Raw genomic sequence first — 15,668 nt, forward strand, 5'->3', positions numbered from 1 at the left:
GAGCTAGTACAGTGAGAGATGTAAGATTAGTTCAGATCATTATGCAGATACCATCGACCAAGGCTGATATATGGTATCTGCGCTTTCACTGGTAGCAGTTATCGACTTAATGCGTCACCAAGAGGGCGAAAGTATGCTTGAAAGGCATTATTTATAACTTGTCTATGGTCCATGTCTGGATATAAGTCGATATATTCTTGCTTAGTCGTACCAGACACTAAATACGAGTTTTTGATACCAGAGCACGATTCGACCACCGCCTCAAAAGCGCGCGCCATCATCTCTGTAGGTTGGGAGAAATAATTTGAGCCCATTGCTTTATCTGCTCTTACACTTCGCGAGACGTAATCGTGTTTATCTTGACCGTCATCACTTAGCAATGTTGAGTCAAAAATCTCCAGTAACCTCTCGTTCAACGGATGTGGCAAATGGTTCACACTTCTTAACCAGCAATCACTTGCGAACAAAATTTTTTGCTGGGGACCAGATCTATCACCAATATTAAATGCTTTCTCAGCGATATAATGGTCGAAAGCGTGCCAAAACTCATGAGCGAGCGCACCTGCACCGGCGTTTTTCGCTAGTGCCAGCTCGCGTTGATTGGGTGCATAGTGAGCCTGAACGCCTTTACTGCCACCAGTACCAAAAGCCAGGTTCAGACTCCCCCGAAGACCAATAGCCGTAGGCGGTAAAGCCAATATATAAGCCAGATCGGCTAACGAATCGAAGATTAAATTCGCCGCGAGGTCTTTTTCTTCTGAGTTCACCCATTTGCCGATACGAATACTACCGATACCAAACGTCTCTTTTATATCGATGAAAGAGACCTGGTCTCCGTGTCGATAGTCGGGACCTATGCGAGTTTTGTATTTAAAGCTTTTTAACTGCAAGGTATTCCTTAAGTGTGGCACTCTATGATGTTGATAAGCAGTAACTGATTGGGGTTCTTTAATTTGTCAGTTATCGCTGAGATAGAACGTAATCCAGTCCGCCTACAACCGCTGCAACTTGGGCATCATTACATTCTTCGTCAGTGACTTTTGGGCTGTCTGGGTAGACTTCAGTTGTCGTACCATATTGGCAGTTGGTCACACCGCCACATAATCCCAGTTTCACCATCGGGTAGTTGATCACGCCAAACTGAACAACAGGTGATCCAATGATTTCGCCTTGATCGTCCGCAGGGGCGATGTGTGTCACTTTCGCTACCGAATCAATCACTGCTTTTTGGAACTCTGGTTGCGGGTTTTCAGTATCACCTACCGTGTAGAAGCCGTCCGGAATCATCCCTTCGATGTATTTAATGCCATCGCGAGCCGCCAGAGCGGGGCGGAATTCTGTCTCATCAGAATCCGTCGTCTCGTGAAGATCAATGTGCATTAATACGTCGCCCAATGTTGCAACCAGTTTAATTAGGTTTGCAGACTCTTCTGCTGGGCTGTCTGGGTAGAAAGAGCGGTTCGGATCAATCGCATTTGGATTCCAGCGGTTAATCACCTCATAACCCCAAGGGCTAACGCACGGTGCAACGACGATATTGAAGTGCTCAGCGTAACGCTCTGCTTCTGTGTCCAAGAATTTTAATGCACCATGCACACCGCTGGTTTCGTAGCCGTGCACGCCACCAGTCACAAGAATAATGGGCTTTGCTGAGGTCCAGTTACGGGTTTTAATACAAAATAGTGGGAAACGATCTTCGTCATATGAGAGTGCACCGTATTGCTCGACATCAAAACGGTCGCGAAGTGCGTCGATTTTACTGACGACTTCTTCCTGATAGCTGCGTTTTACTTCTCGTTCTGCTAACCAGGCTTTACGTTCTGGCTCGCCCCAAGGTTGACCTGGGGTACCAATTGGGTAAGTGTATCCGCTTTTCATCTATACTTTTTCTTTTGTTTACTCAAAGGTAAGACAAGACTAGACGTGTCTTACCTCGACAGCAATATAAAATACCGTCCGTCAGCATAATCTTTGCCAGATAATCACTTTGCTGAGCATATTTGTGGTGATACATTTTAATTTTTACTAGGTTTAATGTAACTAATTGCATTTAAAGAGATAAAAAATGGCTGGAGCAAGTTTACTCACACTGTTAGATGATATTGCCACGGTACTCGATGATATCGCGGTGATGTCAAAAGTGGCGGCAAAAAAGACAGCAGGTGTGTTAGGAGATGATTTAGCATTGAACGCCCAGCAGGTACAAGGCGTAGCCTCTGAACGTGAGATACCTGTTGTTTGGGCTGTTGCCAAGGGTTCGTTTAAGAACAAATTGATTTTGGTACCTTCTGCATTACTGATTAGCGCCATTATTCCGTGGTTGATCATGCCATTGCTTCTGTTAGGGGGGCTGTTTCTTTGCTTTGAAGGGGCTGAAAAAGTGTTGGAGAAGCTTTTTCCGCACGCTCATTCTCATGAAGAAAAAGAAGAGGTGCTGGATACGGGAGAGTCGATTGAAGCGTTCGAAAAGCGGAAAGTCAGTGGCGCGATTCGTACCGACTTTATTCTCTCTGCCGAAATCATTGTGATTGCTTTAGGTACGGTATCAGAAGCCAGTTTTGTTACGCAGATCATTGTGGTGAGCCTGATTGCCGTTGTCATGACCATTGGTGTTTATGGCTTAGTTGCTGGGATAGTTAAACTGGATGACTTAGGCTTGTACCTTGAGGTGCGCGCGAAAGGAAAAGGTTTCATGGCAAAAGTCGGTAACGCGCTGGTTACTTTTGCGCCCAAGTTGATGAGATTGCTAACCATCGTGGGCACGGCAGCGATGTTTTTGGTTGGTGGGGGCATTATTGTTCACAATGTTCCAGCCATTCATCACTTTGTAGAACCAATTCTGATGGACTTTAGTGGTCACTCTTTTGCCACCGCAGTGTTACCGATTTTACTCAACGGTCTGATAGGGTTTATTGCCGGTTTGATGATTGTTGGTGGTTGGACATTGATAGAAAAGGTGCGTGGGAATTAATCTCACCCCAAAAACAACAAGGGTCATGACTTTTTATAGATAGAAAGTCATGACCCTTTTATTCGCTAGCGTTAGTCAAGTACAGTGCTTATTTAACTCGCCATTCAATCTGTTCGTTTGCACGGATAGGCACAACGATGTCATTGCCAAACGGCATTGTTTCTGGCACATCCCAAGCGGCTTTTTCTAAGGTAATTGTGTCGGTGTTACGAGCAATACCGTAGAAATCTGGACCATTGAAACTTGCAAATGCTTCCAGGTTTTCCAGTTTGCCTTCTTTGTCGAATACTTCAGCGTAAAGCTCAACAGATGCGTGCGCTGTGTACGAACCCGCACAGCCACAAGCCGATTCTTTTGCGCCTTTTGCGTGTGGCGCTGAATCTGTACCTAGGAAGAACTTCTTACTGCCGCTTGTTGCCGCTTCAATCAGAGCTTGCTGGTGGGTATTACGCTTTAGGATTGGCAGGCAGTAGAAATGTGGCTTAATGCCACCGACAAGCATGTGGTTGCGGTTGAAAAGTAGGTGGTGAGCAGTGATTGTCGCCGCAACGTTATCAGACGCGTTATTTACAAAGTTAGCGGCGTCAGCGGTGGTGATGTGTTCCAGTACGATTTTTAGATTTGGGAAATCATTAACGATAGGAGCAAGAACGGTATCAAGGAACTCTTTTTCACGGTCGAAGATATCAACATCGTGATGTGTGACTTCGCCATGAACCAACAGTAGCATGCCGACTTCTTCCATTGCTTCCAGAACGTGGTAAATGTTCTTTGCATTGGTCACGCCAGAATCTGAGTTGGTGGTGGCGCCTGCTGGATAAAGCTTTGCAGCAACAATTTTTCCTGTCGCTTTGGCAGCGCGAATTTCATCTGGAGTGGTGTTGTCGGTAAGGTACAGCGACATTAGTGGTTCAAATTGCTCACCGTGTTGCTCTTTAAGGATTCTGTCACGGTAGGCCAGCGCCATTTCAGTATTAGTAGCAGGTGGGACGGTGTTTGGCATGATCAGCGCGCGACCATTGTAGCGGCTGATATCGCGAACGGTGTCTTTAAGGACTTCCCCATCGCGTAAGTGAACGTGCCAGTCGTCTGGACGAGTAATAGTCAGTGTTGTCATTAATTGCTCCCACCATTAAAAAGTTGTCTGATTGGAGCCTAAACGAAGCACTTGCGCTTTTAGCAAACGCTTGCGCTTAGGCGACAGGATGATAGAGGAATTGACTCTACATTTCACCCCATTTTTCACTTTTCTACGATAAGGGAAGCCCTACGCGTTACTTCATGGTTAACCAAAGGGCATGAATCGTACCCGGTAGGAAGAAGAAAAAGGTTAGGATCAAGTTGATGAAGAAATCTTTATTGAAGCCTCTTTCCATAAACACCGCGACTGGTGGAAGAAAGATACACAGTAAAATTAGAACGAGTTTTCTTGTATCCATGATAAGCCTCTAGTCAATTTGTCGTTGTTGTCAAAAGCGTGGCGAATTATGTGTCTTGTGTCACACTATATCAATTGGTGTTTCGTCAACATGTTGTAAAAAATACAATGTTTAGATTTAGTTAAGTGAACTCCTTACATTAGTAAAGACTTCTCCCTACAATAGCGCAATAAATAAAATGCAGCTCAGGAAGAAGGCCATGTCACAACCCACTTTATCGCAAATAAATGTCTTTCCGGTTAAATCAGTTGGAGGGGTCGCGCTCTCTTCTGCATGGGTAGAAAAGCAAGGCTTAAGCTTTGATCGCCGTTTTATGATTGCCAAAGCAGATGGATCGATGATCACCGCAAGGAAATATCCTCAGATGGTGACAGTGAAATCAGCAATACTGGCCGATGGTGTTGTGTTTAGCGCCTTGGGTATGCAACCACTTAAAATTCGTTATCAAGATTTCAAAATGCAGGAAACGTCGGCAACGGTTTGGAGCGACACGTTTACCGCCTACACTACGACCGATGAAGCTGATGACTGGTTCACCAGTGTATTAGGGCAGCGCGTCGAGCTGCTTTTCTGTGGTGAGCAATCGAACCGCGTGCGCGAAAAGTTTGGTCATAATGTGAGTTTTGCTGATGGATATCCAGTTTTGGTTATCAGCCAGGCCTCGCTTGATGAACTGAATAAGAGAAGCTCAGAGCAGCACTCTATGGATCAGTTCCGTACCAATCTGGTTGTCGCAGACACAAAGCCATTTGAAGAGGACTCCTGGAAACGCATTCGTATCGGCGAGGTGGAGTTCGAGTCACTCAAGCCTTGTGAGCGTTGTATTCTTACCACGGTCAATACGCAACGAGGGACGTTCCGCGAGAGTAAAGAGCCACTGAAGACGTTGCAACAGTTCCGTGCCAATGAGCAAGGCGGGGTCTTTTTTGGGCAAAACCTAGTGGCGCGTAATGAAGGTATTATTCGCCAGGGCGATAAAGTCGAAGTACTGGAATACAAAGATCCTGAGTTTTATGAGGACAACTCACCGGTGCGTTTGACGTTAACTTGCGTCGAACGTGAAGAAATCGCGCAAGATTTTGTGACGTTCTGGCTTGAACCGAGTAAAGGTCAGTTACCTAATTACTTACCGGGTCAGCATTTGCCGATAGATGTTGAGGTGGATGGTAAAAAAGTAGGTCGACGTTACACGCTCTCTTCGAGTCCTTCTCGCCCGGGACGTTATGCCATTTCAGTTAAGCGAATTTCTGGTGGCCGTGTGTCGAATGCGTTGCTGGATAACCTTCAGGTTGGTGATATTTTAGAATCAGAAAAACCAGATGGAGAATTTCATCTTAAGCCTCATCATACCCAACGTCTGTTATTGCTTTCTGCAGGTAGTGGCGTCACGCCGATGTTGTCGATGGTACGTTACCTAGCTGATAACAACCAATTAGATGATGTTGTGTTTTACCATCAGTGTCGTACTGAAAAAGACATCCCTTGCCGAGCTGAACTGGAACAACTGAAGCGAGAGCATCCGGGACTAGAGGTAAAATTCTGCCTGACGCAGCCTGCGATAGACTGGTTTGGATTGAAAGGTCGACTGAGCCTTTCGCACATCAAACAGATTAAGGATGCCGAGCAGCGCCAGGTGTTTGTTTGTGGTCCTGATGGCTTTATGCAAAAAGCGAAGAACCTACTGCTAAGAAAAGGACTTCCAGAAGATCATTATCACCAGGAAGCATTTGGCGTCACTCCGGTGAAGGCAAAAGCAGAGAAAAGCATTGAAATCGAGTTCAACGGTTCTACATTCACGGGCAACAATCAGAAAACCCTTCTTGATCAACTGGAAGATGCAGGGAAGGATATCAGCAATAGTTGTCGCGCCGGGTTATGTGGTTCTTGTAAAGTGCAATTAAAGTCCGGGAAAGTAGACCACCCGCATGTACCAGCGTTAAGCGATGAAGAACGAGCAATGGGAACGGTATTGGCCTGCTGTGCGGTTCCGGAAACCGATGTGAAGGTGACTGATTAATTCTGGGGCCTAGGTCCTAGGTCCTAGGATCCTAGACCCTAGGACCTTTTTAACTAGTCGTAAATCGTCGGGATAGGCTGACGTTTGTGCTGCGTTGCATTGTAAATTGCAACCAGACGATCGCTCACTTGTTGTGATACAGGCTTACCTTCCAGGAAGTCATCAATTTGATCGTAAGTCAGGTTCAACGCATCTTCGTCGGCTTTTTGCGGTGCAAGCTCTTCCAAATCTGCGGTTGGTGTCTTTTTCACGAGTAGTTCTGGCGCGCCTAATGTTGCTGCCACTTCACGTACTTGGCGCTTGCTCAGACCAAACAGAGGAGCAAGGTCACAGGCACCGTCACCAAATTTCGTGTAGAAGCCCGTGATGTTTTCTGCCGAGTGATCCGTACCGATGACTAAACCGCCCACATAACCCGCGATCTCGTATTGTGCGACCATTCGAGCACGTGCTTTTACATTGCCTTTAACAAAGTCTACTTTTGCTGCGTCAGTTGGTAACAGGCCAGTCCCTTCGAGCGCGAAGTTAGAAGCTGCGTGCATACCGTCAACACCCTGTTTGATGTTTACTGATACTGAATGTGACGGTTGAATAAACGATAAAGCAAGTTGTGCTTCATCCTCATCTTTTTGCTCGCCATAAGGCAGACGAACCGCGACGAATTGATAGTCTTGACCACCGCTGGCTTCATTGAGTTCGTCTACTGCAAGTTGGGCAAGACGACCACACGTGGTTGAGTCAACACCGCCACTAATACCAAGCACGAGTGACTTACAACCGGCTTCTTGTAGCTTACGCTTGATGAAAGCAACACGGCGTTCAATTTCGAAATGCGGATCAATAGAAGGGAGTACGCGCATTTCATCACGGATGGATTGTTCCATTTAGGGTTCCTTTTCCTGCAAATATATCAGACACCACTAGCGTTGGTATGAACCAAAACCGGTTAGAGCGACGGTTTAATTACGCACAATTGGTGACAATCTATCCAATTGAGGTTCACAAACATCGCTTTAGTGTCAAAAAGCTATAAAGATTAGTAGTATCATACCGAAATCATCAGATTAGAAAACTCTCTTAAACCAGGTAATCGCCGGATATGAAAAAAATTGCCATTTTTGGTAGCGCATTTAATCCACCTAGCTTAGGCCACAAAAGTGTTATCGAGTCTCTTAGCCACTTTGACCTTGTGCTACTTGAACCCAGCATCGCACATGCGTGGGGCAAAGAAATGCTGGATTACCCAACCCGGTGCAAATTGGTCGATGCATTTATTAAAGATATTGGGCTTTCTAATGTTCAACGCTCGAACGTGGAGCAAGCTTTATACCAACCTGGACAAAGTGTGACGACCTATGCGTTATTAGACAAAATTCAACAAATTCATCCGACGGACGATTTAACTTTTGTCATTGGTCCTGACAATTTCTTTAAATTTGCTAAATTTTATAGAGCGCAGGAAATTACCGAGCGTTGGACCGTTATGGCGTGTCCTGAAAAAATAAAAATTAGAAGTACCGATATTCGAGAAGCGTTGATGGAAGGAAAAGACATCAGCGCTTTTACGACGTTAACAGTCAGTGAACTATTGCTCAACGAAGGTTTATATAGAGAAACATTATCTGGTAACTGAGAGGTTAAATGTTAATGGTCAGATTAGCCGTATTTAGTGCGTGCCTACTGCTTGTTAATTCGCAAGCCAGTTTAGCGTGTAACTATTTTTCTGATCGCTCTGTCGTTTTCACTGACAATACCATGCCTATATGTGAAGAGCTTTTTGACAGTGCTGTTGTGTTAAGTTCTGATATTTTGAACTGGTATGAGCCTGAACTTGAACTGAACGGACCCACGGAAAATTACTGGGAAGAGTGGGCGTTTACGCCAAATGAAACACCGATACTGACTCAAAATCTAGAGAAGAATTACTTTGGCTTGGGTATCTGGATGCCTGAAGAACTTTTAGACGAAGAAAGTAAGATGACCACAGAAGAATGGATTCGGAATCACGGTCTGATGTTCAGCATCGGTTTTGGAGACAAAGGGGATGGCGAGCCTAGAATGCGGTTAGATTATCGTTGGCATGAATACTATGACGCCGATTGGATGATGCAAATAGAAGTACCATTCTAAGTAAATAAAAGCGTACCTTAGATGATGTACGCTTTTTGCTTTTATGGGGGAAGGTTGTTGAGTCTGTGGTTATCGTAGTGTGTCGCTACGTTAGTCAGTCGCTATAGTGCTTCACCGAATACCAAGAAACAAAGTTGCTCATACTCTTCGCTATTTCCAGAAAACAGCGCTTCCACAATGTCCGCCTCTTTTTTCCCCGATAACTTCATTTTTCTCGCTTCTCTCAGCGTGAGTACCAGGCATAGCTCTCTTGATATACTGACCTCACCTCCAGGCTTCCACTGATTGATTGCTTTGCTTAATGGGGAGCTAGATAGAGCGGGAGAAATCGTACCAACTTCGTGTTTTATCACTGCAAGCAAGTCTAACTGAAGATCCGAACGCGATTCGACGGTCGCTAGTTTATCGAGTAAAGCTTGTAGTAGCGCGGATGGCTTAATGAAGCCTGCTTGCTGAGCAAAGTCATCACTCAAACGCACAGAAAAATCACAACGATGTACACGAGTATTAGGTAAAAAGGTGAGGGAGCTCAAACATCCCTGAGGAATCCAAAAAAACTGACCCGGTTCAATGGCATACTCATGCTTACCCAATTTAATGATCACTAATCCTTCAATCACAGACAGCAAACTGTGCTTTAGTGCTTTTTTACGCGCAGTAACATTAAGAAAAGGGTAATTAGTGTCGTGAAATTCAATTGCGTAGTTCATTATGATTACCAGTGATTTTTGGGCGCTAAGCGTAACGCTAAAGCTATAGGATTCCAACCGGTTAGAAAAATTTTTTAGCCACACTATTTTTAGGTGAACTGGTATGACCATGAGAAAAGTATCAGCTGAAATGCTGCTATACACGAAAACTATGCGTAAAATGTGCCAGCTTTTTTAGATATGTAATGAATAATGACTGCCAATACCGACCCTTATATTGATATTCGTCCTTATAATGACGAAGAAATTCCAGCTGCGCTGGACCGTCTAATCCAGGATGATGAATTTATCACTGCGATTCTTGATCACCGTTTTGCTAACAAAGCAGGATGGTTTAAAACGCTAATGAGCCCGATTGTTCGCCTTTACCTCAAAGCGAAGTGGATCAAGCTTGATTCTGTAGAAGCGATTCAGATCGAAGTGAAGAAGTATCTTGAAGATGCGTTGAAAAAGACAACGGACGGCGTCACTTTTTCTGGTTTAGATAAGTTAGATAAAAACACCTCGTACTTATTCGTTTCTAACCACCGTGATATCGCGATGGATCCGGCCTTGGTTAACTATGGTTTACACCAGACAGACCATCGTACCGTTCGCATTGCCATTGGTGACAACCTGCTTAAGAAGCCTTGTGCGACGGAACTGATGCGATTGAACAAGAGCTTTATTGTTAAGCGTTCAGCGAAAGCACCACGAGAAATGATGAAAGCCTTAGGACAGCTGTCTAGCTACATCAAGCACTCTCTAGATACTGGCAATTCTATTTGGATTGCGCAAAAGGAAGGCCGAGCAAAAGACGGAAACGACTTTACTGATCCAGCCATCCTGAAAATGTTTCATGTCGAAGGGCGCAAACAAAAAATCAGTTTTGGTGAGTACACACGCTCTTTAAAAATCGTGCCTGTCTCTATCTCTTACGAGAATGATCCTTGTGACCTTGCTAAGGCGAAAGAGTTGTTTGCCAAAGCAGAAAGTGGCCGATACGAGAAAGGTGAATTTGAAGATATTGAAAGTATCATTCAAGGTATTATTGGTTACAAAGGCCGAATCCATGTTGCTTTCGGTGATGTGATTGAGCAAGAATTTGAAACACCAGAATCTCTGGCTGGAGAGATTGATCGTCAAATTCACAATAACTATAGACTTTACCCGATAAATCTATTGGCCGCGGGCCGTGAAGATGAAGGTGTTTCTGAAAAAGTGAAACGCAAATTGGCGGATAAGCTTGAAGAGTTACCAGAAGGCGCGCGTTCTTACCTGATTGCGAGCTATGCCAACCCGGTGAACAATCGAGAATAGCGTGTACACAGTCTTATTCCTGATTCAAAAAACCTCGGTTCTGCCCCGAGGTTTTTTATATCTGAAGTTTTTATATCAGGACTATGGTGCGACGGCACCACCTAAAATCAGATTATCCGGCCATTTAGTAACTCTATTTCCTCCCAAGAAAATATTCCCCTTGACGGTCATATTGTCCGGAAAGACTTGAACTGCTGAGCCACCAATATACAGATTGCCATCCACGATTAAGCCATCAGGTAAAGTCGTTAATGGCGTGCGAATTACACTTAAATCACCATAGACACGTAGCCTCGCCGGAAGTGTTTTGAGAGGAGTATCAGTAAGGTTCAAAAATCCGCCGAGTTTTACCCCTTTTGGCCAACTTTCGATTTGGCTGCCTAATAAATTGGCATAACCTTTTATTTTGCTCCCCGATCTGACGGTTTTAAGTGCGCTGTTTGTTGCGTCTAAACTACCACCGACATTGAGCCCTTTGGGTAGCTGAGAGATGGGCGTCTGGGAAATATTCAGGTTGCCTTTAATCGACAAACCAGATGGTAATTGAGTGAAGGATTTGTTGCGCAGGTCCAGGTTGCCATAATTATCCAAGTAAGCTAGCTTGGTGTAGTAGTCCAGTTCGTACGCGACAGAAGATGTACTGACTGCTAATAGTGAAATAATAAGTAGAATGAAACGCATGGCTGATGACTTTACTTTAAGCGGAACCTCAAAAGGATATCTCAAAGTGCGCATGTCGGCTATTCAAAGTGTTAACACTTGAATGAAAGTAACAGCTTAACGGGGAGTTATGCAGTTAGAAAGCGAGCAGGGCGCTCGCTTTAAAATAGGATTAACGCGCTAATGAACGAGTTTTCAATTCAAAAATCAGCTTCTCTGCACTGACTTCGAACTTGAAACGGGCCGACGCTTGTTCAGACTCTTCCGTGATTTCACTGACATTATATTCAACGTTAGCACATACGGATTTAGCCAATTCAATGTACTCTGCTAATCCTGACTCTAGGGCCTCTTTGGACTCTGCGAAAATCGTTACGTCGGCAACTTCGTCGCCTTCTTTGATGACAAAGCCAATTTCACCCGCACAGCCGCACGCTTCGCAGACTTGGTTTCCTTCTAATTCGATGCTCATAACGAATCCTCTTGTAAAAACTAAGGGTATTCTAGCAGGTATTTGATCTCTATCTACAAAAATGAATGAATTTGCATAAAAAAGCACAAAGAGTCGTGCGGTGTCTCTATTTATGGATGGTCGAACCCTATACTTAATGTGATACATATCAATATTTAAGAGCAATTACACTAGTTTGAAGTAGGTTTTGTGTCTGGCCAGTTGAACTGGGAAACAATTTATAAGAGTATCTATTAATTGTTAATGCTACATGATTATCATTCTTAACTCCTGAGGTGCTTTGAAGAGTGGCCTGACGCAAGATACTGATGCTGTTAATTTTTTCTTCCGGAATAAAGCAGTAGACGTTGATGAGAATCCCAAGTTTTTTGGTTCTTGCACCACTTTATCGTAAAGACAGAGGTCTGAGTCTAGGTTAGGGAATACAGTAATAGACTGAGGGCGATGGCACTCTAGCCTCGTTGAGTTGTGAGTCAGATGGATTTAAAAGAGAAGAGCTTAAAAATATGCCAAAGCGTAGTAAAGAAGATACCGAAATTACTATTCAGAAGATCATGGATGCCGTTGTCGATCAGCTGCTTAGACTCGGTTATGACAAAATGTCGTACACTACACTGAGTCAGCAGACTGGTGTGTCACGTACAGGCATTAGTCATCACTTCCCGAAGAAAACAGATTTCACCGCAGCGCTAGATGCACGGATCTTTAAAATGTTTGTCGAGCATCTGAAGTTTGATAAAGACTTGGATGCGTTTTCTGATAGTTGGATGACGGCGCTGGAAGATGCGGAATTCATTGCTATTTTAAAACTTCTCTTCCACCATATCGTAACGACTGAAAATGCGCATGAATTCGCAGCAAATGGCATTGATCGTCTGTATAAGTTGGTCGACAGTCAATTTGGTGCTGGCGGTGATAAAGAGCTCGAATGGTTGATCGGTCGCTCTCTGATTCAAATGAGTAAATAATCGATATACAATTCAGCAAGCCCCGCTGTCGACGAGCGGGGCTTTCTGTTTTAGGCCTTTGATCTTACTTCGAGCTCCTTCGCGCCTCGCAGCATCGCTTCAATTAACTCACCAGCGTTGAACTTTTCCAATGCTTCATGCGCGCCAACCTGATGCGCACGGTCAACACAAATTTCGCTTGAGAGAGAAGTGTGCAGGATACGGTACGAGTGGTTGAGTGCGGAGTCGTTCTGTACTTCGAACGCCAGCTCATATCCATCCAGACCCGGCATTTCAATATCACTGACCAATAGATCAATAGGGTTACGCTCTTCGGCTTGATGTTGCATTAATTGCAAAGCATCTGAGCCATTTTTACTGATCTGATATGGGATGTTAATGCTGTCTAACGCATCACTAAGCTGTTTGCGGGCAATGGAAGAGTCGTCGACGAGTAAGATATTTAACGCTTTTAAACGTTCGCGCTCCACATCAGTCAACATGGGAATTTTTGAGTTTTCATATTGTGGATAGATCTTAGATAGCAACAGCTCCACATCCAGCATTTGCACCATTTTTTCTTCATAGTGAGTAATGCCCGTGACGAAAATGTTTTTACCGGCGTTTTCTGGCGGTGACTCTATGCTTTTCCAGTCACAGTCAATGATCTTTTCAATGCTGCGGACCATAAAGGCAACAACGGTCCGCAAACAGTCAGTCACTATCAGGTAACAGTTCTGATACTCTGATTCGTGAATAGGTCGGAACCCTACAGCCGCAGACATATCAATCACAGGCACGGTTAAATTACGAAACGTAACCGTGCCCACTACATGCTGGTGGGAGTATGGGATCTTTGTTGTTGGCATATAAGGCACAATTTCACGGACTTTCAGAGTACCGATGGCGAAATATTGTTGTAGGGTAAGCTTAAACACTAGCATTCCCTGAGATTGATTCGCTTTACTAACGACTTTTGCCATGAAATAACCTTATAAATAACATCTGATTGCCTCCAATCTAATCGGATCAACCTTCGGCTTCAACAGCCCTACACCGAAAAGTTAAGTTTTCATTCAATCTATTAGGATTGCAGATGTGAGTGTGTTCAAATTCTGCTCTGGTCATGTTAATAAAACACAAATTGATTTTCACTTGTAGGCGTGCTGAGAGAAATGTTTGGCGTGATTGGGTGTATTCGGTAAACTTGCGCTATCAGAACAGCGAGAGATAAACAGATGGCAAATACGGCAGCCGCATTGCATATTCTTGTGAAACACAAAGAACAAGCAGAAGACATCATCAAGCAACTTAAAAAAGGGGCGAAGTTTCAGACACTGGCAAAGAAATACTCGACTTGCCCGTCTGGAAAACGCGGTGGTGATCTTGGTGAGTTTCGTCGTGGGCAAATGGTGCCTCAGTTCGACAAAGTTTGCTTTTCAGGTGAAGTGCTAACCCCGCATTTAGTGAAAACTAAATTTGGCTGGCATGTGGTAAAAGTTTTATATAGAACATAATATTTAGCACGAGCACAGGAACTTTGTGCTCGTGCTCGCATCTTATTTTAAATCACACGTGAGGGTGCACGCATGGCATCAGACTACTACGGAACCAGTGCCAGTTATGCACGTAAAGAAGCCGGTTATCGCGAGAAAGCACTGAAGCTTTACCCTTGGGTATGCGGAAGGTGTGCGCGAGAGTTTGTGTATTCAAATCTGCGTGAGTTAACGGTTCATCACAAGGATCATGATCACACCAATAACCCGGAAGATGGCAGCAACTGGGAGTTGTTGTGTCTCTATTGTCACGATCATGAACATAGTAAATATCTGGAACATGAACGTTATGGCAGTGAAGTTAAACCCGGTGAAGATGAACACCAAGGGGCGACATACAATCCATTTGCTGATTTAGCAAATCTGATGAAAAAGTGATGCGTAAGGGCTAAAGTGCTTTGAGGTTGTCCTCCAAACTTTACTTTAGCCCTCACTTCACAATACAGGTCTTGCATGTATCATCTAATAAAAGGCGATAGGGTGCAGTTCAAGTTACTTGTTGAAACGAGATTTTAACGCTGACAAAGTACCACTTACACTTTGATAACCACCCGTTGCGAGATACCAATTGGTTGGATTCAGATAGTACGTCTGACCGGATTTCCATGCCGGAGTTTGCGTAATCGCTTCTCGTGCTGCCAGCGTCTGCTCAGCTTGCCCCTCTCCGCCTGTCGCTGCCCCGCGATCAAGTACAATGAGCCATTCAGGGTTATTGTCCAAAGCCTGTTTCAGCTTTTGTTCTCTCAGCAGTCTGGCTGCTTTCGCTTCCTCAGACCCCGGTTTTGGTCTTGACTGAGGTTTTTGTTCTGATGACGGTTCAACAACGGAAGATAGGCCAGTCAAGTCATACAACATCCCGAATCGATCGCCAGGCGCGTGAAGCATAACGTTACCTTTTATGGTAAAGAGCACTAAACCACTGCCTTGCTTAGAGCCCTGTGATTGAAGTGACTTAAGCGCTTGAGTTAACTCCGTCGACAATTTATTCGTTTGCTGCTCTTTGTTGAAGATAGCGCCTAACGTTGTCAGGTTTTGCAACATTCCTGTCTCAAAACTCGATGGGTCGATACTTAAATCAATCGTGGGTGCTAACTCAGTGAGTTCCGGGTAGGCAGAACTCGAGCGTCCCGCAACAATGATAAGGTCAGGGTTGAGGGCTTTGATTGCTGCGACGTCTGGTTTAAAAAGCGTTCCGACCTTGGCAGTTTTCTCATCAGCATAGCGATTAAGATAAGTTGGTAATAACACATCAGGAACGCCAACCGCAGATACGCCTAATGCATCCATGGTATCGAGAGACGCGAGGTCAAAGACAACGACACGTGAGGGGTGTTTTTCTATTGTCGTGACACCTTGCCCGTGCTCAATATTAAGCGGGTACGCCCATGCCAATGTTGCTTGAGAAATACTGGCGATGAGTGCCATAAGCGTTATTTTAATTTTTTTCATAATCTGTCTCTGGCTGAC

The 15,668-nt window shown here is 44.5% G+C and carries 18 protein-coding genes; 8 read left to right on the forward strand and 10 right to left on the reverse strand.

Going from position 1 to position 15,668, the window contains the following annotated elements; genetic code table 11:
* Positions 1–98: 98 nt before the first annotated feature.
* Entirely contained in the window at positions 99–890 is a 792-nt protein-coding gene (locus RXX31_RS00185; protein ID WP_317587090.1) for a CLCA_X family protein, read from the reverse strand.
* A 70-nt stretch (positions 891–960) separates the two neighbouring features.
* Positions 961–1,878, reverse strand: a complete 918-nt coding sequence (locus RXX31_RS00190) for a M14 family metallocarboxypeptidase (protein WP_317587091.1) — start codon at positions 1,876–1,878, stop codon at positions 961–963.
* Between the two features lie 187 nt (positions 1,879–2,065).
* On the opposite strand from RXX31_RS00190, the gene RXX31_RS00195 reads away from it, so the two are divergent.
* Complete coding sequence (locus RXX31_RS00195) at positions 2,066–2,971, forward strand: DUF808 domain-containing protein (RefSeq protein ID WP_317587092.1); 906 nt, start codon at positions 2,066–2,068, stop codon at positions 2,969–2,971.
* 88 nt (positions 2,972–3,059) lie between these two features.
* On the opposite strand, the gene pyrC is transcribed toward RXX31_RS00195, so the two are convergent.
* Together pyrC and RXX31_RS00205 are read right to left on the reverse strand one after the other, a co-directional pair.
* A complete protein-coding gene (gene pyrC, locus RXX31_RS00200) occupies positions 3,060–4,088 on the reverse strand; it encodes a dihydroorotase (RefSeq protein WP_317587093.1) in 1,029 nt (342 codons plus the stop codon).
* Between the two features lie 157 nt (positions 4,089–4,245).
* A complete protein-coding gene (locus tag RXX31_RS00205) occupies positions 4,246–4,410 on the reverse strand; it encodes a YqaE/Pmp3 family membrane protein (protein ID WP_014234744.1) in 165 nt (54 codons plus the stop codon).
* Positions 4,411–4,609: 199 nt separating this feature from the next.
* Here RXX31_RS00205 and RXX31_RS00210 point away from each other — a divergent pair, with 199 nt between their 5' ends.
* On the forward strand, positions 4,610–6,427 hold the full coding sequence (locus RXX31_RS00210; protein ID WP_317587094.1) for a hybrid-cluster NAD(P)-dependent oxidoreductase: 1,818 nt from the start codon (positions 4,610–4,612) through the stop codon (positions 6,425–6,427).
* 53 nt (positions 6,428–6,480) lie between these two features.
* Here the strand turns inward: RXX31_RS00210 and nadE are convergent, their stop codons facing one another.
* Positions 6,481–7,311 carry an ammonia-dependent NAD(+) synthetase gene (gene nadE / locus RXX31_RS00215; RefSeq protein ID WP_317587095.1) on the reverse strand — a complete coding sequence of 277 codons (831 nt, stop codon included), beginning with the start codon at positions 7,309–7,311 and terminating at the stop codon, positions 6,481–6,483.
* Between the two features lie 215 nt (positions 7,312–7,526).
* Between nadE and RXX31_RS00220 the strand changes: the two genes are divergently transcribed.
* Both RXX31_RS00220 and RXX31_RS00225 read left to right on the forward strand, forming a co-directional pair.
* Positions 7,527–8,060 carry a nicotinate-nicotinamide nucleotide adenylyltransferase gene (locus RXX31_RS00220; protein WP_317587096.1) on the forward strand — a complete coding sequence of 178 codons (534 nt, stop codon included), beginning with the start codon at positions 7,527–7,529 and terminating at the stop codon, positions 8,058–8,060.
* 14 nt (positions 8,061–8,074) lie between these two features.
* A complete protein-coding gene (locus tag RXX31_RS00225) occupies positions 8,075–8,557 on the forward strand; it encodes a hypothetical protein (RefSeq protein WP_317587868.1) in 483 nt (160 codons plus the stop codon).
* A gap of 101 nt (positions 8,558–8,658) precedes the next feature.
* Here RXX31_RS00225 and RXX31_RS00230 read toward each other — a convergent pair whose 3' ends face one another.
* Entirely contained in the window at positions 8,659–9,267 is a 609-nt protein-coding gene (locus tag RXX31_RS00230) for an AraC family transcriptional regulator (RefSeq protein ID WP_317587097.1), read from the reverse strand.
* A 192-nt stretch (positions 9,268–9,459) separates the two neighbouring features.
* Here RXX31_RS00230 and RXX31_RS00235 point away from each other — a divergent pair, with 192 nt between their 5' ends.
* On the forward strand, positions 9,460–10,566 hold the full coding sequence (locus tag RXX31_RS00235) for a 1-acyl-sn-glycerol-3-phosphate acyltransferase (RefSeq protein ID WP_317587098.1): 1,107 nt from the start codon (positions 9,460–9,462) through the stop codon (positions 10,564–10,566).
* Between the two features lie 81 nt (positions 10,567–10,647).
* Here the strand turns inward: RXX31_RS00235 and RXX31_RS00240 are convergent, their stop codons facing one another.
* The gene (locus RXX31_RS00240) at positions 10,648–11,247 is read right to left on the reverse strand and encodes a hypothetical protein (protein ID WP_317587099.1); all 600 of its coding nucleotides are present in this window, start codon (positions 11,245–11,247) and stop codon (positions 10,648–10,650) included.
* Between the two features lie 151 nt (positions 11,248–11,398).
* Positions 11,399–11,698, reverse strand: a complete 300-nt coding sequence (locus RXX31_RS00245; protein WP_317587100.1) for a DUF406 family protein — start codon at positions 11,696–11,698, stop codon at positions 11,399–11,401.
* A gap of 506 nt (positions 11,699–12,204) precedes the next feature.
* Here RXX31_RS00245 and RXX31_RS00250 point away from each other — a divergent pair.
* Complete coding sequence (locus RXX31_RS00250; RefSeq protein ID WP_317587101.1) at positions 12,205–12,666, forward strand: TetR/AcrR family transcriptional regulator; 462 nt, start codon at positions 12,205–12,207, stop codon at positions 12,664–12,666.
* A gap of 50 nt (positions 12,667–12,716) precedes the next feature.
* Here the strand turns inward: RXX31_RS00250 and RXX31_RS00255 are convergent, their stop codons facing one another.
* A complete protein-coding gene (locus RXX31_RS00255; protein WP_317587102.1) occupies positions 12,717–13,628 on the reverse strand; it encodes a chemotaxis protein in 912 nt (303 codons plus the stop codon).
* Between the two features lie 231 nt (positions 13,629–13,859).
* Between RXX31_RS00255 and ppiC the strand changes: the two genes are divergently transcribed.
* Both ppiC and RXX31_RS00265 read left to right on the forward strand, forming a co-directional pair.
* Entirely contained in the window at positions 13,860–14,162 is a 303-nt protein-coding gene (gene ppiC / locus RXX31_RS00260) for a peptidylprolyl isomerase PpiC (protein WP_317587869.1), read from the forward strand.
* Between the two features lie 72 nt (positions 14,163–14,234).
* Entirely contained in the window at positions 14,235–14,579 is a 345-nt protein-coding gene (locus RXX31_RS00265; protein ID WP_317587103.1) for a YajD family HNH nuclease, read from the forward strand.
* Between the two features lie 114 nt (positions 14,580–14,693).
* Here RXX31_RS00265 and RXX31_RS00270 read toward each other — a convergent pair whose 3' ends face one another.
* Complete coding sequence (locus RXX31_RS00270) at positions 14,694–15,650, reverse strand: siderophore ABC transporter substrate-binding protein (protein WP_317587104.1); 957 nt, start codon at positions 15,648–15,650, stop codon at positions 14,694–14,696.
* Between the last annotated feature and the right edge of the window lie 18 nt (positions 15,651–15,668).

The organism is Vibrio sp. EA2 (assembly GCF_033042495.1).
Classification (GTDB): Bacteria; Pseudomonadota; Gammaproteobacteria; order Enterobacterales; family Vibrionaceae; genus Vibrio.

Bases quoted from the DNA above. Each gene is read 5' to 3' on its own strand.
- RXX31_RS00190 (WP_317587091.1), bottom strand. From the start codon at position 1,878: ATGAAAAGCGGATACACTTACCCAATTGGTACCCCAGGTCAACCTTGG.
- RXX31_RS00195 (WP_317587092.1), top strand. From the start codon at position 2,066: ATGGCTGGAGCAAGTTTACTCACACTGTTAGATGATATTGCCACGGTA.
- pyrC (WP_317587093.1), bottom strand. From the start codon at position 4,088: ATGACAACACTGACTATTACTCGTCCAGACGACTGGCACGTTCACTTA.
- RXX31_RS00205 (WP_014234744.1), bottom strand. From the start codon at position 4,410: ATGGATACAAGAAAACTCGTTCTAATTTTACTGTGTATCTTTCTTCCA.
- RXX31_RS00210 (WP_317587094.1), top strand. From the start codon at position 4,610: ATGTCACAACCCACTTTATCGCAAATAAATGTCTTTCCGGTTAAATCA.
- nadE (WP_317587095.1), bottom strand. From the start codon at position 7,311: ATGGAACAATCCATCCGTGATGAAATGCGCGTACTCCCTTCTATTGAT.
- RXX31_RS00220 (WP_317587096.1), top strand. From the start codon at position 7,527: ATGAAAAAAATTGCCATTTTTGGTAGCGCATTTAATCCACCTAGCTTA.
- RXX31_RS00225 (WP_317587868.1), top strand. From the start codon at position 8,075: ATGGTCAGATTAGCCGTATTTAGTGCGTGCCTACTGCTTGTTAATTCG.
- RXX31_RS00230 (WP_317587097.1), bottom strand. From the start codon at position 9,267: ATGAACTACGCAATTGAATTTCACGACACTAATTACCCTTTTCTTAAT.
- RXX31_RS00235 (WP_317587098.1), top strand. From the start codon at position 9,460: ATGACTGCCAATACCGACCCTTATATTGATATTCGTCCTTATAATGAC.
- RXX31_RS00240 (WP_317587099.1), bottom strand. From the start codon at position 11,247: ATGCGTTTCATTCTACTTATTATTTCACTATTAGCAGTCAGTACATCT.
- RXX31_RS00245 (WP_317587100.1), bottom strand. From the start codon at position 11,698: ATGAGCATCGAATTAGAAGGAAACCAAGTCTGCGAAGCGTGCGGCTGT.
- RXX31_RS00250 (WP_317587101.1), top strand. From the start codon at position 12,205: ATGCCAAAGCGTAGTAAAGAAGATACCGAAATTACTATTCAGAAGATC.
- RXX31_RS00255 (WP_317587102.1), bottom strand. From the start codon at position 13,628: ATGGCAAAAGTCGTTAGTAAAGCGAATCAATCTCAGGGAATGCTAGTG.
- RXX31_RS00265 (WP_317587103.1), top strand. From the start codon at position 14,235: ATGGCATCAGACTACTACGGAACCAGTGCCAGTTATGCACGTAAAGAA.
- RXX31_RS00270 (WP_317587104.1), bottom strand. From the start codon at position 15,650: ATGAAAAAAATTAAAATAACGCTTATGGCACTCATCGCCAGTATTTCT.